This is a genomic window from Bacteroides sp. AM37-9, from assembly GCF_003603455.1.
GTDB classification, from domain to species: domain Bacteria; phylum Bacteroidota; class Bacteroidia; order Bacteroidales; family Bacteroidaceae; genus Bacteroides; species Bacteroides xylanisolvens.
On sequence record NZ_QTNF01000053.1, the window covers coordinates 772 to 27,662 of the forward strand.

22 protein-coding genes and 1 riboswitch are annotated in these 26,891 nt (G+C 41.1%); of the genes, 9 read left to right on the forward strand and 13 right to left on the reverse strand.

Going from position 1 to position 26,891, the window contains the following annotated elements; translation table 11 throughout:
• Positions 1-126 precede the first annotated feature (126 nt).
• Positions 127-1,230 (forward strand): AAA family ATPase, encoded by a 1,104-nt coding sequence (locus DW862_RS23960; RefSeq protein WP_120070933.1) that lies wholly within the window; start codon positions 127-129, stop codon positions 1,228-1,230.
• 261 nt (positions 1,231-1,491) lie between these two features.
• On the opposite strand, the gene DW862_RS23965 is transcribed toward DW862_RS23960, so the two are convergent.
• Positions 1,492-1,716, reverse strand: a complete 225-nt coding sequence (locus DW862_RS23965; protein WP_004308997.1) for a winged helix-turn-helix domain-containing protein — start codon at positions 1,714-1,716, stop codon at positions 1,492-1,494.
• Between the two features lie 311 nt (positions 1,717-2,027).
• Between DW862_RS23965 and DW862_RS23970 the strand changes: the two genes are divergently transcribed.
• Positions 2,028-2,885, forward strand: a complete 858-nt coding sequence (locus DW862_RS23970; RefSeq protein ID WP_004308996.1) for a GyrI-like domain-containing protein — start codon at positions 2,028-2,030, stop codon at positions 2,883-2,885.
• A gap of 218 nt (positions 2,886-3,103) precedes the next feature.
• On the opposite strand, the gene DW862_RS23975 is transcribed toward DW862_RS23970, so the two are convergent.
• The 3 genes from DW862_RS23975 to DW862_RS23985 form a co-directional block, all read right to left on the reverse strand.
• Positions 3,104-3,475 carry a VOC family protein gene (locus DW862_RS23975; RefSeq protein ID WP_004317320.1) on the reverse strand — a complete coding sequence of 124 codons (372 nt, stop codon included), beginning with the start codon at positions 3,473-3,475 and terminating at the stop codon, positions 3,104-3,106.
• A gap of 94 nt (positions 3,476-3,569) precedes the next feature.
• Entirely contained in the window at positions 3,570-4,373 is an 804-nt protein-coding gene (locus tag DW862_RS23980; RefSeq protein WP_118407746.1) for a helix-turn-helix domain-containing protein, read from the reverse strand.
• 266 nt (positions 4,374-4,639) lie between these two features.
• The gene (locus DW862_RS23985) at positions 4,640-5,509 is read right to left on the reverse strand and encodes a hypothetical protein (protein ID WP_120070936.1); all 870 of its coding nucleotides are present in this window, start codon (positions 5,507-5,509) and stop codon (positions 4,640-4,642) included.
• A 437-nt stretch (positions 5,510-5,946) separates the two neighbouring features.
• On the opposite strand from DW862_RS23985, the gene DW862_RS23990 reads away from it, so the two are divergent.
• The gene (locus DW862_RS23990) at positions 5,947-6,885 is read left to right on the forward strand and encodes a DUF1848 domain-containing protein (protein WP_120070939.1); all 939 of its coding nucleotides are present in this window, start codon (positions 5,947-5,949) and stop codon (positions 6,883-6,885) included.
• Between the two features lie 372 nt (positions 6,886-7,257).
• Complete coding sequence (locus DW862_RS23995) at positions 7,258-8,037, forward strand: SDR family NAD(P)-dependent oxidoreductase (RefSeq protein WP_049702176.1); 780 nt, start codon at positions 7,258-7,260, stop codon at positions 8,035-8,037.
• A 170-nt stretch (positions 8,038-8,207) separates the two neighbouring features.
• Here the strand turns inward: DW862_RS23995 and DW862_RS24000 are convergent, their stop codons facing one another.
• Positions 8,208-10,097: a toxin-antitoxin system YwqK family antitoxin gene (locus tag DW862_RS24000; protein ID WP_120070942.1), complete on the reverse strand. Its 1,890-nt coding sequence runs from the start codon at positions 10,095-10,097 to the stop codon at positions 8,208-8,210.
• Positions 10,098-10,263: 166 nt separating this feature from the next.
• Here DW862_RS24000 and pncB point away from each other — a divergent pair, with 166 nt between their 5' ends.
• On the forward strand, positions 10,264-11,439 hold the full coding sequence (gene pncB / locus DW862_RS24005; protein WP_009038676.1) for a nicotinate phosphoribosyltransferase: 1,176 nt from the start codon (positions 10,264-10,266) through the stop codon (positions 11,437-11,439).
• Between the two features lie 144 nt (positions 11,440-11,583).
• Here pncB and DW862_RS24010 read toward each other — a convergent pair whose 3' ends face one another.
• Positions 11,584-11,907 carry a co-chaperone YbbN gene (locus tag DW862_RS24010; RefSeq protein WP_008641296.1) on the reverse strand — a complete coding sequence of 108 codons (324 nt, stop codon included), beginning with the start codon at positions 11,905-11,907 and terminating at the stop codon, positions 11,584-11,586.
• 276 nt (positions 11,908-12,183) lie between these two features.
• A riboswitch (cobalamin riboswitch) is annotated at positions 12,184-12,388 on the forward strand.
• A gap of 131 nt (positions 12,389-12,519) precedes the next feature.
• On the opposite strand from DW862_RS24010, the gene accC reads away from it, so the two are divergent.
• Genes accC through DW862_RS24025 form a run of 3 tightly spaced genes read left to right on the forward strand, consistent with a single transcriptional unit; the run spans position 12,520 to position 16,122 of the window.
• Complete coding sequence (gene accC / locus DW862_RS24015) at positions 12,520-14,034, forward strand: acetyl-CoA carboxylase biotin carboxylase subunit (RefSeq protein ID WP_004308984.1); 1,515 nt, start codon at positions 12,520-12,522, stop codon at positions 14,032-14,034.
• Positions 14,035-14,057: 23 nt separating this feature from the next.
• Positions 14,058-14,567 carry an acetyl-CoA carboxylase biotin carboxyl carrier protein subunit gene (locus tag DW862_RS24020; RefSeq protein ID WP_004316076.1) on the forward strand — a complete coding sequence of 170 codons (510 nt, stop codon included), beginning with the start codon at positions 14,058-14,060 and terminating at the stop codon, positions 14,565-14,567.
• A 19-nt stretch (positions 14,568-14,586) separates the two neighbouring features.
• Positions 14,587-16,122, forward strand: a complete 1,536-nt coding sequence (locus DW862_RS24025; protein ID WP_008026609.1) for an acyl-CoA carboxylase subunit beta — start codon at positions 14,587-14,589, stop codon at positions 16,120-16,122.
• 601 nt (positions 16,123-16,723) lie between these two features.
• On the opposite strand, the gene DW862_RS24030 is transcribed toward DW862_RS24025, so the two are convergent.
• Entirely contained in the window at positions 16,724-17,818 is a 1,095-nt protein-coding gene (locus DW862_RS24030) for an N-acetylmuramoyl-L-alanine amidase (RefSeq protein ID WP_117684067.1), read from the reverse strand.
• Positions 17,819-17,948: 130 nt separating this feature from the next.
• Here DW862_RS24030 and DW862_RS24035 point away from each other — a divergent pair, with 130 nt between their 5' ends.
• A complete protein-coding gene (locus DW862_RS24035) occupies positions 17,949-19,229 on the forward strand; it encodes an O-acetylhomoserine aminocarboxypropyltransferase/cysteine synthase family protein (RefSeq protein WP_120070946.1) in 1,281 nt (426 codons plus the stop codon).
• Positions 19,230-19,370: 141 nt separating this feature from the next.
• On the opposite strand, the gene DW862_RS24040 is transcribed toward DW862_RS24035, so the two are convergent.
• From DW862_RS24040 to DW862_RS24065, 6 genes are all read right to left on the reverse strand, one after another.
• Positions 19,371-20,291: a hypothetical protein gene (locus DW862_RS24040; RefSeq protein WP_008026607.1), complete on the reverse strand. Its 921-nt coding sequence runs from the start codon at positions 20,289-20,291 to the stop codon at positions 19,371-19,373.
• A gap of 340 nt (positions 20,292-20,631) precedes the next feature.
• Positions 20,632-21,174, reverse strand: coding sequence for a DUF4369 domain-containing protein (locus DW862_RS24045; RefSeq protein ID WP_008026606.1), 543 nt, complete (start codon positions 21,172-21,174; stop codon positions 20,632-20,634).
• 84 nt (positions 21,175-21,258) lie between these two features.
• The gene (locus tag DW862_RS24050; RefSeq protein WP_120070949.1) at positions 21,259-22,125 is read right to left on the reverse strand and encodes a BT1926 family outer membrane beta-barrel protein; all 867 of its coding nucleotides are present in this window, start codon (positions 22,123-22,125) and stop codon (positions 21,259-21,261) included.
• Positions 22,126-22,151: 26 nt separating this feature from the next.
• Positions 22,152-24,722, reverse strand: a complete 2,571-nt coding sequence (locus DW862_RS24055; protein WP_120070952.1) for a hypothetical protein — start codon at positions 24,720-24,722, stop codon at positions 22,152-22,154.
• A gap of 403 nt (positions 24,723-25,125) precedes the next feature.
• Positions 25,126-26,064: a site-specific integrase gene (locus DW862_RS24060; protein WP_004296815.1), complete on the reverse strand. Its 939-nt coding sequence runs from the start codon at positions 26,062-26,064 to the stop codon at positions 25,126-25,128.
• Positions 26,065-26,180: 116 nt separating this feature from the next.
• Positions 26,181-26,807: an HU family DNA-binding protein gene (locus DW862_RS24065; protein ID WP_015531513.1), complete on the reverse strand. Its 627-nt coding sequence runs from the start codon at positions 26,805-26,807 to the stop codon at positions 26,181-26,183.
• Positions 26,808-26,891 lie beyond the last annotated feature (84 nt).

Here is a 26,891-nt window from a genome sequence, read left to right on the forward strand (position 1 = left end):
GGGGCGCGCTGATATAAATGCAGGAAACTATCATACCAATGTTTTTCAAGAAAATGAGAAATCGGATAAGTCCATATCATAGATTTATTTAGTACCTTTGCCGTCCTATTTATATAAAAAGAAAAAATGAGTAAAGAATACACACTCGCAGATTTCACAGATATTTTCGATTACTCCACAGGCTGGTTCAGCGACAGTAGCATTTGTAGTCTATTCTATCAGATATTCAAACGATTCCCTTCTATGAAAATGGTGAAATATAAAGTAAACCAGGATTTCCTGAAAGAAATCAAAGAACTTTATCAGCAAGACGATGCGTTCGATATATTCGAGCATATATATTGCAATCATTTTGAGAATGAAAAAGAGGAAGAGGAGGAAGAAGAAGATACATCTACAAAAGAGTTATATGATTGCATCGTTATCTGCAAGAAGAATTTAATGATTGGCTATTTTGATAATTGCACAAAAATAGCCTATTCCAATATTGATAAGGAAGAAATCGATCGTATCAATCAGATTTGCGAAAACCACAAAAAGGAGAATGAGAAACTGAACAACCTATTTATAGTAACATACGCTCATAACTACTTCAGCCTGAAACAATCGCAAATCAATAAGCCGGCCATTCAGATTGACCGCCACTATAACAATGATTTTGCTCCCGTAGCCGCTGAAATCGAAAACTTCCTATTAGAAGAGAATAAAAGCGGTTTAATCATTCTGCACGGGAAACAAGGTACGGGGAAAACAACTTATATCCGTCATCTCATCAATCTCGGAAAAAAGAGAATGATTTATATGAGCGGCGACCTGGTAGATAAACTTTCGGATCCTAGCTTTATCACTTTTATCCGCCAACAAAAGAATTCGATCTTTATCGTAGAAGACTGCGAAGAGCTATTATCAAGCCGCAACGGAGGAAACCGCATGAATGCCGGACTAGTCAACATACTAAATATCAGCGACGGACTATTGAGTGATGAATTATGTATCAAATTTATCTGCACATTCAACGCTCCACTAAAAGATATCGACGAAGCCTTGCTTAGAAAAGGACGTCTGGCTGCCCGGTACGAATTTAAAGACCTGACAACCGACAAAGTAAACCAACTAATAAAGGAAGAAGGACTGGATATCCCCCAACAGACACAACCTATGACACTGGCTGAAATCTATAATTACGAAGGCATGGATTTCTCTTTAGGAAGAAAGCGGGTAGGATTCTGAAAAATCCTCCAAAGTAGAACTTTTAAAGAAAAATCGACTATTATTATTGCGAAATATAAGTATCTATATTTTACCTATCAACAAGAACGATTTGATATTTTTATACGTTTATTATACGTTAAAAGAGTTGCCCTATTACGGAGCAACTCTTTTAAATATTAAACTTCTTAAGTTCAAACTTTGCATGTGATACCTTATATCGACATTTTCTTACTTACAAGTTAACGGAACTCCAAAGATACTCACTCGCAAAATCTGCAATTATCCAAAGCTAAAAGGGAAAGTGCTTTCATCAGATAAAGCGATTAATCCGTTCTTCCGCTGGATACAAATTTTGTTCTCTCTTGCCAGCCAACCGGCCGCTAATGCTGTACTTTCTACGCTTAGGTTTAATCTTCTTGCCAATTCAGGTATTGAAATTTCACCAATTTCTTTCAGGGCACACCAAACTTTTCCGGCATTGTTCCCTACAATTGTTTTATCCATGGCTATTTTTATTAATAATTTGGTTACAATATAGTCATTTTAATAATTGTTTATAACAAAACTAACTTTTTTGTTTTAGTTTTTGACATTATTTAAAACAAAGAAATCAATTTCGCGTCTAGTGATTAAAAACTTGGTAATAATTCGTACCATAACACCACTAAAAGGAACATTATATATCAAAATAAATTCTCAAAACAGGAATCGGGCAATCACAGAAAGAAAATAGGAAATTGACATTTCCGCAATATCGGACAAGTCATTTCGCTTTTTTACCAATACCTTTGCGGAGTGAAATACCAAAATAAGTTATGCAACAGAAAAAAACAACGAAAGAAGAATATCAAAAGTGCGTAAATGTTGTAGTGGAATACATCAACCAACATTTGGGAGAAGACATTGATTTAAAATCTCTGGCCAGAATTTCAAACTTTTCTCCTTTTTACTTTCACCGGATCATGAAAGCTTTTCTCGGTGAACCGATTGGTACGTTTATTGTCCGGACGCGGACAGAAGCTGCCGCACGTCTACTCCGCTACTCGGATGTTCCGATTGCCGACATCGCCTACCGGATTGGTTACTCATCTCCTTCTTCGTTGTCGAAAGTGTTCAAGCAATTTTATGGCATTTCACCTTTAGAGTATAGAAACAATAAAAACTTTGTAATTATGAAACCAGCGATTATCAGGCCAGACCTGGAACTAAAAAGAGAGATCAGAAACGTTTCCGAACGGAATGTGATTTATATCCGTCTCACCGGCGATTACAAACTGAATGATTACGGTGGCACCTGGGGCCGTTTATTCCAATTCATCAAAGAACAACAGTTGCCGATGGGAGATTTCAGCCCGCTTTGCATCTATCACGATGATCCGAAAGTGACACCGGCAGAAAAACTGCGTACAGACGTATGTATGGTAATGCCTGTAAAGGTAGCCCCCAAAAGTGATGTCGGATTTAAGGTGATCCCGGCCGGACGTTATGCTATCTTCTTGTATAAAGGTCCGTATGACAATTTGCAAGCTGTGTATGATACGATTTACGGAAAGTGTCTGCCCGAAATGGAATGTACGCTGCGGGATGAAGCCAGCGCGGAACGTTATCTGAACAATCCATGCGACACTGCTCCCGAAGAGTTGTTGACGGAAATTTATATTCCGGTAGAATAATGCGGACAGACAAATGGCGGAATAAAGAGAATGAATAAAGATGTGATTTAACGTCTGACTTTTTGGGGGGGACAGTGCAAAACCCTGATAAGTCTATCTTTTAGACGCGGATGACACGGATTTAGCAGATTTGTAATCTTCTTATCCGTGTCATTTTGCGTTATCCGCATCTAAAAGCATATTATGCTATAACAGGCTACCTTCCTCTCTCCTACCTGTTATTTTTCAGCATAAATGCCAATCCGATTTCCTTCACTATCAGTGAATACGGCAAACCATCCTTTGCCGTCCGCCTCAATCTTTGTTCTGGGAATGACTACTTTCCCTCCTTTCAGAAGTACTTTTTCCAAGGTCTGTTCTATATCCTCACAGTTGAAATGGATAAGCACTCCATGCGTGGAAGGAAGAAAGTCGAAATTTGAAGCATAAGAGATAGCACCGACGGTTTCACCTTCTTCTGTGAAACAAGCCATTTTTTCTGTTTCACATTCAAAAGTCGGAAGTTGCATACCTAATACTGTTTCGTAAAAATCGACAGCCCGATGGAAATCGGAAGCAGGAATCTCAAAAAATGCAATTAGTTTTTTCATTTCGTTTCTTTTTTATCGTTACTACTAAGCCTTTGCAAAGACACTGCAAAAGTAGGGCAACACGAGGAAGCCTGATAGGAAAAAAGGGACATCTTTAAAGTTCGGAGAAATAATCGGAATAAGGAGCGCAGACCGAAAGATACTCGGCAGGAGTATAACCGGAAAAGAGTTTGAATTCCTTTATCATGTGAGACTGATCGGAGAAGCCACATTCATAAGCTACTTGCACAAAAGGAATAGTGGCATCCTGTTGCAACATTGACAATGCCCGCTGCATACGGACAATACGAATAAATTCTTTGGGGGTAGTGCCGACATAATCGGCAAAGATACGTCCAAACTGCTTACTGCTCAAACAGGCCGTTTCCGACAGATGAGCAATGTTGATTTGCGGCTGGAGGTTTATTTCATGAAACACAGCAGACATCCGCTTGAGGTTATACTCCGGAAGGGTGTATAAACGACGAAGGAAAAACTGCTCTATCAAACGAATACAAACGGCATTATCAGAAGTGTCAGTGACCTGTTTCACCAAATCCGACAGTTCTACATCTTCCATCGCATCGGTATCTACATTTTGTCCGTAAAACAGATGGCTGGGAATATGAAACAATGCTTTAACTGCATAAGGCTGGAAAACAACAGTAATCATTTCTATCCTACCCGTCGACTGTACATCCGAGAAGCCGACCGATTGTCCGGAAATGAAGGATTGAGGTTGTAGTTCCGACCCGCCCGACAAAAGGAGTTGTTTCCCTTTATGAAATACCAGTTGCATACAGCCAATAGGCAGAGTCCGTTCGGAAACCGGAGTCACTGAATCGTCTTGCAATATCCAGTAATGCCGTATATAAGGAGCAAGCGCCAAACAAGGTTTTATAAGTTGAAATGATTGCATAGAGCAAAGATATTATTTCTTAATTCAAATGCAAAAGTAAAGCTCCTGTTTAAAGAGGTATAGTAAAAAAAGGACTTTTTATAAATTAGGGAGTCGTCCTATTAAGAACAGATATGCCGGAATGATAAACAGATAAGGATTTAAGGCAGGATCCTTATTTGAGAATAAGGTACAATTGAAAAGACGGCAAACCTTTTCTTAATAAAAAAACATCCTCTGTTTGAAAGAGCATGATTGTAGCTCACATTCAAACAGAGGAAGATTCTTTAGATAACGGAAAGTCCGTATTCGTAGGCCTCCGACATCGCATTATAGTCCTCGTCGGAATAGCTACCTTTATCTCTGGCTTTCTGCATATCTTTCATAAATGATTCTACGGAAGTCAGGAAGCTATAATAATTCTTCTGTTCTTCATCATAACCTGTGACAGCAGGAAGTTTCTTTGCAGCTTCGAGTTCTTTCTTCAGTTCGGCCATCTTCATATCAATACGCATACCGTCCAGCGCATGTTTGCGTGAATAGAGATTCATGATGCTTTGCACGGTGCCGGACATCTTACGCATAGCCATGATTTGATCTTTCAACGGTTCATCGGCAAGCAGTTCTTTTTCAGCTTGTTCTGTCAGAGGGCTTAGAATATCAAAGATCACTTGTTTATATTCCGACATTTCTACACTAAGCCGATAGTTCTCGTCGAGGAGCTTGCCGATCTTTGCAGTCTCTTTTGCCTGCTTGTAAGAGAGGAATTTATTAAAATTATCATAGAATTGCGTCCTTGCACTGAAAAGTCCTCGATAACTCTGCTTCAGATTCTGACGGACTTCTATATTAAAATAATCTCCCGGATCCATCAATTCCGCTGTATCTCTGGCAGATACTTCAGGTGGTGCAATTGGAGATACTTCAGGAACTTTTCCTGTCTGTTCCATATATCCCAAAACTGCATTTATGTCTTTCGCATTGGCTACATGCCTCAACACGATAAGCGATGTATGATAATAGTTTATCACCTTACTGGCATTGTCCAATTCCTCCGAAGCGACAGAGGACGCAGCCTGTTTCTTGTTTCCTCCCGAACAAGAAACCAACAAGAGAGCACCTACAAGTGCTCCGAAAAATAAAATATTCTTCTTCATAATGGTTCGTTTATTAAGTCTTTCGTACTATAACAATAAAAATCGTTTTTTGTTATAGACAAACAATGCATATTCGAGAAGTGTAGTGGAGAAATTTAAGATGCTGCTAACGATGATTAAGGAATAAGCAACCAACGTGTATAAAAACAAAAAATGGCTACTCATCACGAGCAACCAATCTTTTGTTAACCTTAAATCTAATACTTATGAAAAAAACACAGTACAAAAGTACCATATTTCAGATAAATAGCAAATTTCAGCGCCTAAACAGACGATATTATAACAGGGTTTAATACTCCGAGAATCGCATTAACATTTCAGACTTCATCCGTTAACATTTAACATATTCATTCACATAAGTTGCTCCCCGGATAAGTAAGAATAGAAAAAAAGGCTAATCATGGAAACGACATTGTTTTTTTTCGTAACTTTGAACTATGATAATCAGTGCCAGCCGCCGGACAGATATTCCGGCATTCTATTCTCAATGGTTTTTCAACCGGATAAAAGAAGGATATGTATTAGTGCCCAATCCTTATCATCCGAAAATGATTAGCAGGATTTCCTTATCTCCTGCTGTGGTTGATTGTTTCGTATTCTGGACCAAGAACCCGGCCCCGATGCTTAACCAGCTGGATAAATTACAGGATTACAACTATTACTTCCAATTTACACTCAACCCTTACGGAGAAAAATTGGAGAATCGTTTGCCATCTATCGATAAACGAATTGATACCTTTAAAAAGCTGGCAGACAAAATTGGCAGAGAAAAAATGATTTGGAGATATGATCCGATACTGACAAATGAGGAATACAACGTTTCTTTCCACCAGGAAGCATTCGCCCGGATTGCCCATGAACTCAAAGACCATACCTCAAAATGTATGCTGGGATTTATAGACCATTACCCCCATATCCGAAACTCGATACAACCATTCAACATCAATCCGCTGACCAAAGAGGAAATAGAAGAAATGGCCGTCTCCTTTAAAAAGACAATAGATATTTATCCCGGTATACAGCTGGACACTTGTACCGTCAAGGTAGATTTAAGACATTTGGGTATTCCCAGCGGCTTGTGCATTGATAAAGGGCTGATTGAAAAGATCACCGGTTATCCTATCCTTGCTCAAAAGGATAAAAACCAGCGTAATATCTGCAACTGTATCGAAAGTATTGATATCGGGACTTATGAAAGTTGTCTGAACGGATGTGTTTATTGCTATGCCATCAAGGGCAATTACAATACAGCAGCATATAATATGAAGAAACATGATAAAAACTCGCCGTTGCTCATCGGTCATTTATTCGAAGATGATATAGTAAAGGAACGGGAGATGAAGAGTCTGCGGGATAACCAATATTCGTTGTTTTAGTCTTCCTGATCCGTATCTGACTTACAGGCATAAAAAAAGGCTATCTATCCCAGACAGCCAATCTTTTGTTAACCTTAAATCTAATACTATGAAAAACACAGTACAAAGATACGGACTTTTCGGTTATCTCCAAATTTTCGGCCCGATGCAGCGTATCTTATAACATGGTTTAATAGAATCTGAACCGTATTAACAAATAAGCGGTTAAGCATTAACATTTAACAGTTTTCTTAAATAATCAGGGCATAAAACTGGAGGAGATGCAAATGTTTTCCAATCGGACACCTTATCTTATTAAAGAGCGTTTATGAGGTCTAACAAATTCCTCTGCCAGCTGTTTCTAATAGAAGGTAACCATCAAATTCACAATATATGAACAGATTCGAAAATAAAGTAGTTGTCATCACCGGTGCTGCCGGTGGTATCGGCGAAGCAACCACACGCCGCATTGTCTCCGAAGGGGGCAAAGTAGTCATCGCTGACCATTCTGAAAAAAAGGCGGAACAGCTTGCCAACGAACTTACTCATGCAGGGGCCGACGTGCGCCATGTCTATTTCTCCGCCACCGAACTCCAGAGTTGCAAAGAGCTGATTGATTTTTCTATGAATGAATATCAACGAATAGATGTACTGATTAATAATGTAGGAGGAACCGATCCCAAACGTGACCTTAACATCGAGAAGCTGGATATCAATTACTTTGACGAGGCATTCCACCTGAATCTCTGCTGTACCATGTACCTTTCTCAACAGGTCATCCCTATCATGACTACCAATGGCGGCGGAAACATTGTCAACGTAGCTTCCATAAGCGGACTTACTGCTGATGCTAACGGTACATTATATGGTGCCAGCAAAGCGGGCGTCATCAACCTGACGAAATACATCGCTACCCAAATGGGAAAGAAAAATATCCGCTGCAATGCCGTAGCCCCGGGGTTGGTACTTACCCCCGCGGCATTGGATAACCTGAATGAAGATGTACGCAACATCTTCCTCGGCCAATGTGCCACTCCTTATTTAGGAGAACCGGAAGACGTCGCAGCTACCATCGCTTTTCTAGCTTCGAACGATGCAAGGTATATCACCGGACAAACAATCGTCGTAGATGGTGGCCTGACTGCTCATAACCCGACAGTAGCGTTATCATAGAACATAACTTTAATACAATGAATAAAATGACAATAATGGGAATATGGCTTCTTTCGCTATTTATCAATAGCGGATGCAACCGGGAATTAGTAGAATAGACAGTAATGATCTTAAAATATCTATCGAAAAGGGGGAAGAGTGGATGCATGATTTTCCATTGTTTCTGGGTTTCACAATGACTTTACCCATGCATTCATTTCGTTAATAGCTTCTAGTGAAGACGGAAGCTCCTGCTTAGTCTGCAAAGCATCAGGACGAAGATCGACGCGCACATACCCCCAGCCGTCTTCGTCGATTTGCAGATAGCCACACTTCCTGTACTCTTCCAGGCAACTGTCAGAGCATCCTCCGTAAAAGTCACATTGAAGTTCATCTTCCGACGTTTTTTTATTGGCAATGAATGAACTTTCACCCACCCAGACAAAATCGTCCAAATCAACCTCAAAATAATCCCCTCCTCCCCGATTGAGTGCGGCAACTTCCGCCAAACGCCCTTCGGGAAGCATCTTGTAAACGCGGACATAACATTCTTCCTTATACGGATTTTCATCTACGACAAGGAAAAGACCGGATTTTCCACAGAATAAAGGGGTATCTATACTACGATATTCGTAAACTTCTCCTGTAACATCACTCATCACAAAATAGCCCCAGCTCTCAAACCCTGAATAGTGAAAAAAATGCAGACCGTAATCAGACTGATACCCATCATAGTACCATTTTATAAATCCATCTTCATCTTCTTTCGCCGGAGAATTCAGCAGTGCGAGTTCCCCCTTTTTCCAGCGCACGGACAGTTTATTCTGATTGTCTGTATAACGCCCTTTACCAGAATCAAGCTGTTTATTACAACTATCCGCCTTCATATTCGTATATTCAGCAAATTCAAGTTTTTTCACGTCTGCCCCTGTATTGCTATACATACGCAAGGAGATCATTCTTCCACTATGATAGTCATACATACTCTTTTCAATCCGGTTGCCTTCTTCAGAATAAATTTCAGTCATGACACCCGGCACGCCTTTCTCCGAGTACGGATAACTCTCGAAACGACGTAGCCGCCCGCCAGAATAATTCCTTATATCCAGCCGCTTTTGAGTTCCGACCGTCACAATGCTTCGTTTTACAGAATCACACTTATCATCCATGAAGTATATCGGCTCATCGGAATCCTTTTCAAAATATTTTCGTTTCAGAAGATACTTTTTGCCGTTCTCCAATGCATAAATTTCTTGAATGTAATAAAAGGGAGTCCCTTCTGATGCCTGATATTTATACTCATACCAGTCGGGAGCCTCCGCTACCCCGTTAGGGTCATTATAAGCGTATTCCGAATGGCTATAATACCAACATTCGGTCGGTAACACTTCCTGATCGTCAATATAATGATTAACCTGCCACAGATGTCCGTTGGCGTGCCATCTCATTTCCTCTCCGTTTAGCTTCCCATCTTTATAGTGTTCAAACCAGTCCGGCTTTCCATCATAATACCATCTCTGACGTACTCCGTTAAGTTTACCTCGTGTAGCCTGGTAAAAGATATGGGGATATCCGTTGGAATAATAAGATTGATAAAGTTCACAAATACTGTCAAGAGTAATTATACGACTTGTCATACAATGGGAAGAGATACTGTAATGACGCACTGTATCGTTCTTTATTCCGTCTTTATAAACAACTACCGAATAATAGGGTTCCGACACAAAAGAATCAGTCGAGCGAAAATAAAAGTGTTTATAAGCACCGTTCATCAATGAGTCCTTGTAAAAACAACGTTCCACGCCATCTACTTGTTTCCGGCAAATACTGTCGGAGTCATAGACCTTCAAAGAAGATGCTTCCGGTTCTTTTAGCAATGATTCGGAAAGCGTATCAGGAATAATCCAATCACTTCCTTTATAAAAATCCATAGAGAAAGCTTCGGAAATAGCAGTAGTTTTTTCGCTTAAAGCGTTTTCCTGTGTTTCCTGATTCGTGGAAGAAGATTGCGAAGTTCCTCCGGTTTTTCCGCCACATGATAACAACAGTAATACGCAGCTATATACCAAAGCGTTTTTCATACCAAATATCTTTTATTTAATACATAATTACGGCAAAATTAATGATAATATCAGATAATCAGGTATAAATCGATCCCAAAAATGGAATAATTATCTGTCAGCAGGCTATTATTTCGTTCAACAAATACTAACTTTACAACGTTATTAATAGAAAAGAACGAACGTCATGATTGTTAAAACACTACTAGATACAGACCTCTATAAGTTTACCACCTCGTACGCTTATATCAAACTGTTCCCCTATGCAATGGGTACTTTTAGTTTCAATGACCGGAACGAAACAAAGTATACCGAAGCTTTTCTGGAAACACTCAAGGCAGAGATCAAGAATCTTAGTCAGTTGAGATTCACGGAAGAGGAGTTGGAATACATGACGAAGAATTGCAGATTTCTCCCGAGAGTCTACTGGGAGTGGTTGTCTTCTTTTCGTTTCGACCCGAATAAGATTGATATTCATCTGGATGAAGCCTGTCATCTCCACATCGAAGTGACTGACTTGCTTTATAAAGTGACTTTATATGAAGTGCCTTTGCTCGCTATTGTTTCTGAAATCAAAAACCGGTTCTTCGGCCATGTAGCAGACATGAACGGGATTCTTTGCAAACTGTCGGAGAAAATAGAGTTATCGAACCAACATCAGCTCCGCTTTTCAGAATTTGGTACACGGAGAAGATTCTCTATTGATGTGCAGGAAACTGTTATCAAAAGACTGAACGAGACAGCGCAATATTGCACCGGGACTTCCAACTGCAACTTCGCAATGAAATATGGAATGAAAATGATGGGGACTCACCCTCACGAATGGTTTATGTTTCATGGAGCACAGTTCGGATATAAACATGCCAATTATATGGCACTCGAAAACTGGGTGAATGTTTATGACGGTGATTTGGGTATCGCACTTTCCGATACCTATACTTCCGGCATCTTCCTTAGTAACCTTAGCCGTAAACAAGCTAAACTTTTCGACGGTGTGCGCTGCGATTCCGGTAATGAATTTGAGTTTATCGACCGACTGGTTGCCCGCTACAAAGAGTTGGGAATCGACGCGACAACCAAAACCATCGTATTCAGCAATGCCCTCGACTTTACAAAAGCATTAGACATTCAAGAATACTGCAAAAACAAAATCCGCTGCTCTTTCGGAATCGGCACCAATCTCACCAACGATACCGGGTTCGAACCTTCGAACATCGTGATGAAACTGACGCAATGCAAGATGAATGTCAATCAGGAGTGGAGGGAATGTATCAAACTGTCGGATGATGAAGGAAAACATACCGGCAGTCTTGAAGAAGTGCAGGCATGCCTGCATGAGTTGAGGTTGAACAGAAACCAATAATCAAGACAACGGAAAGGCTATAAAAAGAAAAGCAGAAGTACCTCGATAGAAAATACTTTCTGCTTTTCCTCCATATATGCCATACCGAAATACACCTGCATAAAACCAGCTATTTATATCATTGTAATAAACGATACATCATTTTCAGAATTTGAACCCTTTCACTGCTTTTTCCAATCTTTCCAAAGATAATTCGCCGGATTGCCGCCAAAGCTGTTGCCCTTTTCTAAAAAGAATAAAGGTAGGAGTCGACTCCACCGTATAAAAATCAGTAAGGGCAGGCTCCTGGTCGATGTCCACTTCCACCACTTCCAATGTTCCTACCATCAGTTTCTTGAACTCTTCAACAACCGGTTTCATGCGCTGGCAGTGAGGACACCACGTTGCGTAAAACTCTGCCATTACCCAATCACCGTTAGCTAGCTTCTCCTGGTTTCTTTCTTCACGAGCTATTTTCTTTTCTTTCATAATGAATATCTCCTTTTAATTAATAACTATCAACCTAACAATATCAGGAGAAAGATGGTTTAGAAAAGAAGCAAGGTTACACACAAATTAAAGAATCAAACCCATTTGCATTTACCCGACCAGCTATTAATATCCAAGCAAATCATCTCCGTACGATGAAAAGACTTCTCCGCATCATACTTTGCTCCTATCACTTTATCTTCCGGACTAAGGACAAGCATTGCACAAAATTGAAACTTTCGTGCAAAAAAGGAACATCCTATTCAATATTTATTTATCTTTGCCCCCCAAAATGGTTCAGAATCCGTATCCAACGGACGATGATTAATAGGGAACCGGGTGTAAATCCCGGACAGTCCCGCTGCTGTGAAACTCTGTTCAATGTCTTATAATTGAACTAATTTAACGCCACTGATGTTATTCGGGAAGGCAAATAAGACAAGAGTCAGTCAGAAGACCTGCCATTTTGTGTAAGACGCCCCTCTCCTCGTGGATTAGGAGAAAGAGTATCACTTGTTAAGCCCCAAATCAAAAAAATACTGTTTTTCGTCGGGTGGAGTATGTCCATTAGACGGGAAGACATTAATAAGTATGTACTTAATTGAAAAAAGTATGATAAAAAAAATCTTAGTAGCCAATCGCGGTGAAATTGCCGTAAGGGTGATGCGTTCCTGCCGGGAAATGGAGATAACGAGTATCGCTATCTTCTCCGAAGCAGACCGGACCGCGAAGCACGTGCTTTATGCAGACGAAGCTTATTGCGTAGGGCCGGCAGCATCCAAAGAGAGTTATCTGAATATAGAAAAAATCATCGAAGTGGCAAAAGCAGCTCATGCAGACGCCATCCATCCGGGTTACGGCTTCTTGTCCGAGAATGCCACATTCGCCCGTCGATGTCAGGAAGAAGGAATCATCTTTATCGGACCCAATCCGGAAACAATGGAAGCTATGGGAGATAAAATTGCTGCCCGTATCAAAATGATTGAGGCGGGAGTACCCGTAGTTCCCGGCACACAAGACAACCTGAAAAGCGTGGAAGAAGCCATAGAGCTTTGCAATAAAATCGGCTATCCGGTGATGCTGAAGGCCTCTATGGGCGGTGGTGGAAAAGGTATGCGCCTCATCCACAGTGCCGAAGAAGTGGAAGAAGCATATACCACTGCCAAGAGCGAATCATTGTCTTCCTTTGGCGACGACACGGTTTACCTGGAGAAGTTCGTTGAAGAGCCTCATCACATCGAGTTCCAGATTCTTGGAGACAAGCATGGAAATGTCATTCATCTGTGCGAACGCGAATGTTCCGTGCAACGCCGTAACCAGAAAATCGTGGAAGAGACTCCTTCGGTTTTCGTCACTCCCGAACTGCGAAAAGACATGGGTGAAAAAGCGGTAGCGGCGGCTAAAGCTGTGAACTACATCGGTGCGGGTACTATCGAATTCCTTGTTGATAAACACCGCAACTATTATTTCCTTGAGATGAACACCCGCTTGCAGGTGGAACATCCAATTACGGAAGAAGTGATCGGAGTAGATTTGGTGAAAGAGCAAATTAAAGTTGCCGACGGACAAGTGCTTCAACTGAAACAAGAGAATATCCAGCAACGCGGGCACGCTATCGAATGTCGTATCTGTGCCGAAGACACTGAAATGAATTTCATGCCAAGTCCGGGTATCATCAAACAGATTACAGAGCCGAACAGTATCGGTGTGCGTATTGACAGTTATGTATACGAAGGATATGAAATTCCGATCTACTATGACCCGATGATCGGTAAACTGATTGTATGGGCTACCAATCGCGAATATGCGATTGAGCGGATGCGTCGTGTTCTCCACGAATATAAATTGACCGGAGTGAAAAACAACATCAGTTATCTGCGTGCCATCATGGATACTCCTGATTTTGTAGAAGGTCATTATGACACAGGATTCATCGCCAAGAACAGCGAGTTTCTGCAACAACGGATTACGCGCACCAGCGAATATTCCGAAAATATTGCCCTGATCGCTGCTTATATAGACTATTTGATGAATCTCGAAGAGAACAACAGCGGTATGGCTGCCGACAACCGCCCTATCAGCAAGTGGAAAGAGTTCGGATTGCATAAGGGTGTGTTGAGAATCTAAATTTTAACAAAGAGAATTCAATTATGGAAATTCATATAGGAAACCGTGTGGCCGAAGTAGAACTGGTCAGCAAGGAAGATAACAAGGTAGTGCTCACCATTGATGGAAAAACGTTTGAAGCAGACGTAGTGATGGCAGAAAACGGTACTTGCAACATATTGATGGACGGACGCAGTTCGAACGCACAGCTGATTCGCCGTGATAACGGAAAAAGCTATAAAGTGAATACGCATTATAGCAGTTTCAATGTAGAAATAGTGGACAGCCAGGCAAAATATCTGCGTATGCGCAAGAAAGGGGAAGAAGAACAGAATGACTGTATCATTTCTCCGATGCCGGGCAAAGTAGTGAAAATACCTGTTGCAGTCGGCCAGGAAATGAAGGCGGGAGACACCGCTATCGTTATTGAAGCCATGAAGATGCAGAGTAACTACAAAGTGACTTCAGACTGCCGCATTAAAGAAATTCTGGTTCAGGAAGGTGATAACATAACCGGCGACCAGACGTTAATAACATTAGAACCGATTGCATAATATAAGAACGGATTGCATTATGGAAGAAATGAATAAAGCATACGCCACGTTCGAGGAACGTGACCGCATCGCTTCTCTTGGTGGAGGCGTTGATAAAATAGAGAAGCAACACGAAAGCGGAAAAATGACTGCTCGCGAACGTATTGAGATGTTGCTCGACAAAGGTACTTTCGTTGAACTGGATAAATTGATGGTTCACCGTTGTACGAACTATGGCATGGATAAAAACAAAATTCCGGGAGACGGCATCGTTTCAGGTTACGGAAAGGTAGACGGTCGCCAGGTATTTGTTTACGCTTATGACTTTACCGTATATGGCGGCTCACTGTCTGCTTCCAATGCCAAAAAGATTGTGAAAGTACAACAACTTGCGTTGAAGAACGGTGCCCCGATTATCGCTCTGAATGATTCGGGCGGCGCACGTATTCAGGAAGGTATCGAAAGCCTTTCCGGTTATGCGGATATTTTCTATCAGAACACAATGGCCAGCGGTGTGATTCCACAGATTTCGGCCATCCTGGGTCCTTGTGCCGGAGGCGCTTGCTACTCTCCTGCCCTTACCGATTTCATCTTTATGGTGAAAGAAAAAAGTCACATGTTCGTGACTGGTCCGGATGTAGTAAAAACCGTGATTCATGAAGAAGTAAGCAAAGAAGAGCTGGGTGGCGCAATGACACATAGCAGCAAGAGCGGTGTGACGCATTTTATGTGCAACTCCGAAGAAGAACTGTTGATGAGTATCCGTGAACTGCTATCTTTCTTACCGCAGAATAATATGGATGAAGCCAGAAAACAACCTTGCGCCGACGAAACCAACCGCGAAGATGCTTCTTTGGATACGATTGTTCCGGCAGATCCGAACGTACCGTATGATATGAAAGACATTATCGAACGCGTGATAGACAACGGTTATTTCTTCGAAGTCATGCCGAACTTTGCAAAGAATATCATCATCGGCTTTGCCCGCATGGCAGGTCGTTCGGTAGGCATCGTAGCCAATCAGCCGGCTTATCTTGCCGGCGTTCTTGACATCGACGCCAGCGACAAAGCAAGTCGTTTTATCCGTTTTTGCGACTGTTTCAATATTCCATTGATTACATTCGAAGATGTGCCGGGATTCCTTCCGGGATATACACAGGAAAACAATGGTATCATCCGTCACGGCGCAAAAATAGTTTATGCGTTCGCAGAAGCTACTGTTCCCAAGCTGACTGTTATTACCCGCAAAGCTTACGGCGGCGCTTATATCGTAATGAACTCCAAGCAGACCGGAGCTGATGTGAACTTCGCATATCCCAGCGCAGAAATTGCAGTGATGGGTGCAGACGGTGCAATCAATATCCTGTTCCGCAAAGCTGACGAAGCAACAAAGGCTAAGGAACTGGAAGCCTACAAAGAAAAGTTTGCTACTCCGTATCAAGCTGCCGAACTGGGATATATTGACGAAATCATTTATCCGAGACAGACTCGCAAACGTCTGATTCAGGCACTAGAAATGACGGAAAACAAAATGCAGACAAATCCGCCCAAGAAGCACGGTAATATGCCTTTATAACAACTAGATAAGGTGTGCATAAAGCACCCTCCCATCAAGACGGGCTTACATAGATTCTACGATATACTTTAGAATCTTTGTAAGCCCTCTTTTTATGAGTAAGTCTTTTTATATACATAAAAAACGGCACCTCGATTCACATCGCAGCACCGTCACAACACAAACACAAAATAAAACACGACAAAACTACTATGCAATCTTCCTGTCATGCCGGGGAGGCATACCTTGCTTGACTTATCTATATTCGCATACACACAAGAAGCTTTATCAGGCGATTTGCACAATAAATAACATACACTTCCGGATTTTGTTCACAGGATTGATAATTTTATTCAATAATATGATAAGAAAATGAAATAACGTGCTCTTTAACGAATTCAAGAGAAACGAAAAAAACGGCACCCCGATTCACATCGCAGCACCGTCACAACACAAACACAAAATAAAACACGACAAAACTACTATGCAATCTTCCTGTTATGCCGGGGAGGCATATTCACTAGCCTATATATATTCGCATACCTACAAGTAGCCATCAGGCGATTTGCATATATAAAACATTCAGTTTTTTATTTTGTTCACGAAAGGAGAAACAAAAATGTTATTTCTTCTCCTTGTAATCTTTCAGGAAGCCTTCCATCAGCCATTTTGCGAGTGCCTGACGATTGGAGTTTATCACCAACCGACGCTGATCGAACGTATTCTGGATATTGCCCAACTCCACAAAAACGGAAGCGGGAGTGGTATGGGAAAGCACGTATAAGTTGCGCCCGCTCACTGTGCCGGAAAAACCCCGATTAGGCTGATGCTTATCATATTTTGACTCAAACGTATCTTTCATATTATTCGCCAATCGTTTGCTGTCTCCTTTTTTATTCGAATAATAGAAAAATACATCCGTTTGTTTTCCCTTACTACGGCTATCGATATGAATAAAAATCGCCCTGCAATAAGAGTGATTCTTACGATCTTTCCGGTAAAGGGCGTTTATTTTATCACAACGTTGCTGAAGGCGTTGCACTTGATTTAAAGGAATTGCATCCCCCATACAAGTCTCACGTTTACTGTTCGACAAATACGAATCATCCCGAATACCATCTTTGGCATCTTGAATGATGATATGCACTTCGGCTCCTTCCTGCATCAGGTTACGTGCCAGACGGAGTGCAATATCATAAGCGTATTCATCTTCATGCAGTTCGTATCTACCCACTTTTCCAATAGCTCCCGGATCGGGACCTCCGTGTCCGCTGACCACATAGAAACAAGCACCGGCAAGACGGTTGGAAGTGACTTTCACATTAGCCAGTTGCTTTCCAAACAGAGGTTCGTTGATGGTGGTTCCTATTTTTGTCGATTTAGCTTTTGAAGATGCTTGCTTTGTCCCGGCGCCTTCGGAAGTTGTGTTCTTGGCACCCGTGTTTTTGGCAGGAGTAGTCTTGGCAGAAGTAGTTGTCGATTTCTTTACCGGAGGAATAACATAAGTCACGCCTACTTTAAGCACATTATTCTTTCCCAGCTTCTGCTTATTCAACTCTATAAAATCGTCGTAATACTTCTTCGGAGAACGGTTGTGCCTCAACAGAAAAGAAGAGATGCCCTCACCCGCCTTCGGAGTTGCCTTCTGCTGCGCCCAAAGAGTTGTGCCCGAAAAAAGAAAAGCTAAGAATAAAAGAATATAGAGTTTATTTTTCATAACTACATTAACTATCTCCTTCGCAAGAGTTATCATTTCACTCATAAACAGGGCAAAAATACAATTATTTTCCCTACTTTTGCAGCATTAAAACATTTTTTGAAATAAAACATTAAAACCCGATAACATTATGACAAAACAATTCAAACCGGAAACCCTGTGTGTACAGGCTGGATGGACGCCTAAAAAAGGCGAACCACGCGTATTGCCCATCTATCAAAGTACAACTTTCAAATACGATACCAGCGAGCAAATGGCCCGCCTGTTCGATTTGGAAGACAGTGGTTACTTTTATACCCGCCTGCAAAATCCAACGAATGACGCTGTTGCCGCCAAAATCGCCGCTCTTGAAGGTGGTGTAGCCGCTATGCTGACTTCCAGCGGTCAGGCAGCCAACTTCTATGCCATTTTTAATATCTGCCAGGCAGGAGATCACTTCGTTTGTTCCTCCGCTATTTATGGAGGTACGTTCAACCTGTTCGGAGTGACGATGAAGAAACTAGGCATCGATGTGACTTTCGTAAATCCGGATGCCAGCGAAGAAGAAATTTCTGCAGCTTTCAAACCGAATACAAAGGCTTTGTTTGGCGAAACAATTTCCAATCCTTCTCTGGAAGTGCTGGATATTGAAAAGTTCGCACGTATCGCACACAGTCACGGGGTCCCCTTGATTGTTGACAACACCTTCCCTACTCCTATCAACTGTCGCCCGTTTGAATGGGGAGCTGACATCGTAGTTCATTCTACTACCAAATATATGGACGGACACGCTACAAGCGTAGGTGGCTGTATCGTAGATAGCGGTAATTTTGACTGGGATGCTCACGCAGAAAAATTCCCGGGACTTTGTACTCCGGACGAGTCTTACCACGGGCTGACTTACACGAAAGCATTTGGCAAAGGTGCCTATATCACCAAAGCAACCGCGCAACTGATGCGTGACCTCGGCAGCATCCAAAGCCCGCAAAACTCTTTCTTATTGAATCTGGGACTTGAGACACTGCACCTGCGTATGCCTCAACACTGCCGTAACGCACAGAAAGTGGCCGAATATCTTTCTAAAAATGAGAAAGTAGCTTGGGTAAACTATTGTGGTCTGCCGGACAACAAATATTACAGCCTGGCACAGAAATATATGCCGAACGGTTCTTGCGGAGTTATCTCCTTCGGTCTGAAAGGCGGACGTGATGTGTCTATCAAGTTTATGGATTCACTGGAATTCATCGCTATCGTTACTCACGTAGCCGATGCACGCAGTTGCGTGCTCCATCCGGCAAGCCATACTCACCGCCAGTTAACGGATGAGCAACTGATGGAAGCCGGTGTACGTCCGGACCTGATCCGCCTATCGGTAGGTATCGAAAATGCGGATGATATCATTGCTGATATCGAACAGGCTTTGAACGCATAACAATACCGTAAAGGTATCAAATACTAAGTAAGAGAAGGCACGGGAAATCTTTCATTCCCGTGCCTTTTTATTTGCCACAAAAAGAAAATTAATTTCGAAGAGAATCATTTCAAATGTGAACCGATAAATCCTTCCAGATGATTATAAATCCTCGGCAGACAAACTGGAAATCACTGTATCCACCCAATATACAACTGTTCTATCCGCCGGCAAAACTCCTTCCAGATAAGGTGAATCGGATACCTCCTCCAACCATGCCGTAGTAATCGGTCCTCTTTCTCTTGTAGAACTTTGAGTTCCTAAATACGGACTAAAATTAAAAAACGTGTGTTGTTGCTCTACATTATTTTTATCTATATATGTAAAGACAAAAGCCTTTTTCTGTTTTCCACCCAATGAAGCCCACTCTATCTGGTATGTTCCTTCAACAAGAATTTGCTCATCCTCTGTCTTATAAATGAATTTCCCTCCTGTTCCTTCTTCAGATAAATGATATACATCATCCGGCCGCAAAATACAGATATCTCCTTTATTTATAAAAGAATAAGGAGCCATTGCCACATTTACTTTTTCCTGCAACTCGCTTTCCGAATCCAATGACAACATATCTTCACTGGGTCTGGAAACCTGAAATTCAGGTTGGTCGACGCACATAAATGTCAATACGCCATAAGAAACAGTCACAGGCAGGGTGACATAATTACCATCCTTATCAGTAACGGTAACCGTTACTTTCCCTTTTTTACCATGCGAACTAAGCCATAATCGGTTGTCGATGACTGTTGCTGTCACAATTGTTTCATCGGAGCTTTGTGCAGAGTAGCCACCTTTTCCATTGGCTATCCCGATATTCTCCGCTTCCCATCCGTTAAGATACAAAACTGTAGAAGAAACAGTGTTTGTACAAGTTCCTGTTTCGTCAACCAGTTCGGAACCACTAAATAAGATAATCTCTGCATCATCTTGACAGGCTGATACACAAAAAGCCATAACAGAAAGAAGAAAGAAGCCTAATAAAGTTTTTGTTTTCATATTTTCAGTGGTATGGTTAAATCCCGGCATATGCCATTGTTTTGCAAAGATATAAAGTATTTGTAAAAAACACTATCTTTGTATGAAAAGTTACCAATAGTACAGATCCACTAGATTCTTCCATACAGTGTAAGTTATATGAGATATACAACAGAAGGTCATTGAAAAGGACGTTCCCGGGGGAAAAAGGGAATGGGAAATACGGGAACGTCCTCAAAACATAACAATACAGAAATATGGACTTTCACAAGGGCGCATTTCTGTCTCTCTTATGCAACATTTCCTTCTATAAAAATATGGAGGAAATATCTGGAGAGGATATTATTATGTGGGAAATTTAGTTTATAGTCTTAAAAGCAATCTGATTGCATCAAAGTGATGAACGATAGGCAGTCCGAATATATTCTCCTACTGCATTGTCATCATTGATTTCTATGTATTTTTTCAATAAATCCGCAAATCCGGATTTTATCTGTTCCGTTTGCTTGTTCTCGCAGGCTGTGGAATATTCATCAACAGCCATGAGAAAATCCTGCATTCGTTCATTCAGCATTGTTCCTCCTGTGCAAACCACATCGGAAATATAGGCTTGGATACTACCATTTTCTATGACAACAGGGAGGCGGTATTCCAGTCCCGATTTGTTGGCACGAATAGAAAGCACTTTTACTACGGGCGACACAATAGTCACCGTATCGGAAAAATCAAACTTTCCGTGGATTATTTCTGCACTATCTACCGGCTGCCCGCTCGAAACATCTTTCATATAAACCATTTTTCCTTCGAATTCGGGCAAAGGTGCACTGCCGTTAATCTCGTAACCTTTTATCTGATGCCCGGTGCAAGCCACTATCAGACATATTCCCGGAAGAAAAGATAAAAGTTTCACATATCTGTTCATTAAGCTCTTCATTCTTCTTTAAAAAAGAAAAGCCGTCCGCACTATCAGCTGAACGGCTTTCTCTTTTCATTCATACATTTGTATAATCATTCATCCTTAGAATCTGAATCCCAGTTTCACCACAGGCATTTCAAATATTTTGATATTGTGGTGACTGACGTTATATTTATCAAATCCTTTCGGGCAAATCTGTATCAAGTCATAGCGGTAAGCCAGAGGGTGCATTTCGAAACCGAAAACAAAACCTTTGGCAATGCTATACTCAATACCTGCTACGGCAGCTACTTTGAAACCGTACATCTGACCGGCTTTACTTCCGGAAACATAGACCTGTGACGGAAGTTCTTCCGAGTCGTCACTATCCTTGTAGGTGTCTCCGGTGTATGGTTCGGTCGTTTCAATGCGTGCCATCTGGAAGCCGAGTGCGCCTCCGAGATATGGATGAATACGTTCGTTGCGAGTCTTGAAATAGTAGTTGGAACCGACAGATACATACCAGTTGTTGGTCATCTGCGCATTGATATAACTTTGCGCAGGGATAATCATGTCAGGTACACTGTTGTCTCCTTCTACATAGTCTTTCTTAGGAGTGAGGCTAACGTTCATGCTGAACTGGAAATTTACATCCCAATTGTCAGACACGAAATACTTACCTTCAATTCCGGCTATATTGACCAGACTATTATTATTCAGACTCCCGATGTTCAGATAGCGGTTCAGATCGCCGGAGTTATCCTTCCCTCCATTGGGAAGTCCGACTACTCCTCCGTCATTGGAGAACTTAGGAAGCAGATAAGAGGTGTTCTCGTTAAAGAACTTTCCGCTACCAAGCAGGACTGAAACCTGCCACTGTCCTTTTTTCGGGGCAAACGACGCATCATCACTGCTGCTGTAACGCTGCGCCATTGAAGGCGCAGCTGTCATACAGGTCAGCAAAAGTAATGTGCATAGTTTTTTTATCATCTTGTTACTTTTACGTAGTTAGGGAATTATTTCAAGAAGATAGCAAGAAGTGCTTTCAATTGAGCGCTTGCAGCATCATAGTCTGCCTTGGCAGCATCATATTCAGCCTGTTTTACTTTGATCTTTTCCTGGATACTTGCCAATGATTCAGTAATATAATCTGTATCAGTATAAGTACCTGCCGCTAATTTCTCTATATTTCTCTTAGCTTTAGCAACATCGGCCTTAGCGGCAGTGACATTTGCCAAAGCAATCATATGTTCTTGCTTAACCAAATTCTTGATAGCTTCCAAAGAACCTAAATCACCATTAGTAAAGTTATTATTCAAATAAACAGTGATTTCCGTTTCAATCTTACCTTTGATAATTTCATTATTGCCGTATTCTTTTTGTACTGTTGCAATATTATCATTTACTTCTTTAAAGACTTTATCATAAGCAGCTTGGGCTTCGTCGTTAGCTTTCTTAGCTTTATCTACAGCATCCGCCAAAGCAGCATTTGCTTTATCTTGAGCAGCCTGTTCTACAGCTTTTTGAGCAGTAAATGCTTCTTTCAAAGCTTTGTAAGTTTCTACCTGATCAATTATAGCTTGTAGACTAGCCGTTTCTGCTGTTGCCCAAATCATCTTACCAAGAGAACCATAATCATTCTTCAAGGCGTCTACATGATTACCACCAGCCGCAGCTATTACTTCGTCCTTAGATACTGGCAATCTTCTTGGATTATTACCGGAATTGAAATTATCGCTAAATACAGTAGAAGAAGCTGATTTCCATTTTTCCAATGGAGTCTTTACACTGGAGTCTTGCTCTACATCTATTAATTTTCCAATATTTTCTTTACTAATTTCATTTGCAGTAGCGATGTCACCAGCATCCCAAGTGATAAAGCCTAAATCTACTCCAACCACCTTTTTAAAGTTATTAGCGTCTGCTATCAGCCAAGCAGAGATTTTTTTCGTCTCACTTCCTTTTGTCGCAGTTGCCTTAGTAACTTGTGCTTCTTTAGCCAGTGCATCCTTATAGTATGCAACTAAAGCCGTAGCTACAGCATCAATATTAGCTTCTTTTTTTCTATCTTCCGGTTTAAGTCCATTATATTTCTTTATTGCAGCATTAGCGGCTACCTCTGATTTCTCCAATTCTATTTTCAGACTTTCATCATAAGCTGCCATTGCATCTTCCCATGCTTTATAATCTTTAGCATAGTTCTCTTCAGCTTCTTTTTGTGCTGCAAGAGCTGTAGCCAATTGTGGTTTGGCCCATTCTATATTTTCCAAATCAACACCTTTAGTAGCCTTATCAATCAGCTTAACCCAACCATCAATCTGACTTTGTGCTTCAGTAATTTGTATACTTTTAGCATAGGCAAAAGTACCAGTAGAAGAATTATAACCAGCAACAGTTGTTCCACTAGGTATTACATCATTCAATCCTTTCTTTACACTTTCAGCCTCTACTTTCTTAGAATAAGCTGCAGCTGTTTTAGCTTTGTTCTTGTTAGAGTTCTGGTTATTTTTAGCAGTCTCCAACTTATTGCTAGTAGCATCCAAGTCAGATATCAGTTTAGGATTAGCAACTTCCAACTTGCCTTTTTCAATATTATACTGTTGTTCCTTGACTTTTGCAGCAGCAATTTCTTCTTCCAGCTTCTTGACTTCTGCTTCCCAATCTGCAACAGTAGTATACTCATTATCCAAGATAGCTTTCAAGTTATCAGCATACTTCTGCGTCATTTCTAAAGCAAATTCTGCATTTTTCAATGCATTATCCAAAACCGCTTCTAAATTATTATCAGCTACTATATCAGAATAGTTAGCTAATTGCTCCTGAAGTTTTTTCAAGCTACCGGCTTTATAGCCATCCGCAGACTGGGTAGGATCTTCAGTAATAAGATAAACATAATACTTAGTCGTAGAAGAATTAGTCTCCGTGCTTTCATCCGGATTTGTAGTAGTAGTGGAATTCGCAACTTCCGATGACAGAATTCTTTTGATAACAGTTGTTGAATATCCATACATTGCCTTGTCCATTGCTTGTTTTGCATAGGCGACTTGCGCTTGTACACCATTCAAACGAGCTTGTTCTTCATCTGTCAACAAAACCTTGGAAGCTTCAATCTGTTCCATAGCTTGCTTGTAAGCTTCCTGTGCTTTAGCAGTGGCAGTTTCGGCAAGAAGCATTTTTTCCTTATACTGCTCAACAATCAATGCCTTTTCATTTTCCCACTTAGTTTTGTCAGCTTCCGCTTTTGCAATGGCAGCTTCCGCTTCTGCTTTTGCTTGTGCAGTAGCAGCTTCTTCCTTTTCAATCAGGAGTTGCTTCAACTGAATATCCAGTTCATGCAACTGCAAATCAATTTCTGCAGATTTATTCTGAAGTGCCAAACCTGCATTAACTAACTCTTGCTCTGCAACCTGTGCTTTTCTCAATTCAGCCTCTACAAGCTCAACTGCAGCTTGAGCTTTGATAAAATCAGACTTTGCTCCCCTAAGTTCTGCAATGCCTTCCGGTTCATCGGTATCAATACATCCCGTGAATGTCGCCGTCGTACCTGCCATGAGCAAGGTTGCGACTAAATACGTCCATTTTCTCATAAAAGTAAATTAAATGTTATACAATTAATAAATAAAAAATTTGTTTGTACTAATTCATGATTTATTTCGCTTCACTCCCCCTCTTCCCGTTACTTTGTAGGTAACGGGAAAACCCTTGTGCCTGCTCTTTTAGAGTAGTCTATACTAGAAAATAATACGATATATGACGAATCTTCTTACCCCTGCTTATGAGAAAAAGTAGAGGGGCGGGAAATCTATTGCAAAATTTAGACGTTAACAAAGCTCTAAGACAAAGAATCCACGTGTTCTTCTGTGTTTATTCCTATTTTGAGTAGTTTATTAGAAAAAATGTACGATTTTGTTTGGATGTTTTAAGAAATATGCTCATATTTGCAGCGTCTTTTCTTCCCGTTACCTACAAAGTAACAGCACTATCAATCAGCTACTTGCCACAAATATAGTTCCTTTTCAGCGAAGATAGAATCGTCACATTTGCTTCATCTATTTTCTTATTCTTAAAAGGTTTTAGATAAGTCTCTGTGACGATAATGGATGAATGTCCCATCGCCTCTGAAATAATGCCTGGATGTATCTCGCAATAATATGCCATTGTAGCCCAAGTATGCCGAGCCGTATATGAGCTTAAATCAGAAGTCAATGCAAGTACTTGTTTCAACAACAGAAGCTGATAGTTAAAATTACGCAAAGCTATCTGATATTCCCTGTAGGTAGCTTCGGTACTCTCTCCGCCAGTCAGTATGGGAAAAAGATAAGGAGAAGCAGAATCAGTGTTCATATACTTTTTTATTAGTTTCATAGTTTCCGGCAGAAGCGTCACAGTTAGAAGCCGCCCGGTTTTTCTACGACGATAAGTAAGCACATTCCCCACCATATCCTGCTTTTTAAGATAGGCAAGATCTACAAACGGCATACCACGAAGCATGAACATTAAGAAAAAGTACGCGCGCGTACGTTGTAATTCTTCCCTTCCCTGATGAATTTGTTTGGGAAGCTCTTTCATCAATCGTTCCATATCCTCCTTTTCCAGTGCACGCTTTCTGTCAGCACGCGTTCCTGTATAAACATACCGGAAATGATGCGGTATATAAGATGCCATACGACGGTCAACCGCGCGGTTGTACACCGCCCTCAATGTACGCATATAGGTTGAAACCGTGTTCCAACTACAATCCTTTTCCCGCAAATACGTTTCAAAACTTTTAAGAAACTCCTGATTCACTTTCTTGAATGACAGATTCCTGCTCCCGTTAAATGCAATGATAGCATTCATGCTACTCCTGTAAACATGAGCAGTTCCATAATTCCCACTTTTTCGAAGCCCTTCAGCTACTTCCTTCATAAATGAAATCAAATTCCCCATTTTTATTAATTTTAGTTATCACTCAAGCACGTCCCTGAAGAAAAGCGCCCTCACCGCAATTCCCCCCAATGCTCTTAATTCAAAATCTCAAAGTATCATCATACAAATATGATGAATTATGTTTTCTTTATATACACCCGATGTGTTCCTCTGCCATCAATCCCGATACCGGAACCGGGCGTATACGCCCATTGGCGCAATTCATTGGTAGCCGCTGTGCGCAGCAGACCTGTCAGCTTCCGGTATTCGTAGACTGTCAAAAAAGGATGTTCCTCCAAATATCTAACAGCCAATGCAAGCCGTTGCTCCGGAGTATACTTCTGTGAAGAACGTTGCGACTTCCACGGGGCTCTTTCCAGCAGACATCTTCCATTGATACGCCTTATCATCTTCCTGTCTACACGAAAGTTCACGTTTCCCACCACAATGCTTCGTGCGTTACGATGGGTTTCGCCTTCTCCGGCCTTTTCACGCTCTTTATCTTTGCATAACGCCAACGAAGGAGAGAATGTTCCAATGCCATCCAGCTTCACAGACTTGCCTTCTGCCATCTGATGTGCCATCTCAATACCTATTTGTGTAATTACGCCTTCCACATCTCCGACATTAAAACCACTGCTGGATGCTATCTGACGTATCAGCTCCTCGGTAGAAACCTGATCCATCATTGCAAACCGAGGATAAAGTACTTGTTCGCCCGTTCCATGAATATCGGGCATTTCTTCCATTACATACATTGCCATAGTACTAAAGTTTATTTGAAATATTGATTACTAATGCGAATCAGTAGTTGAACTCTGATTCCTTGTTTTAGAAAATTAGATAAA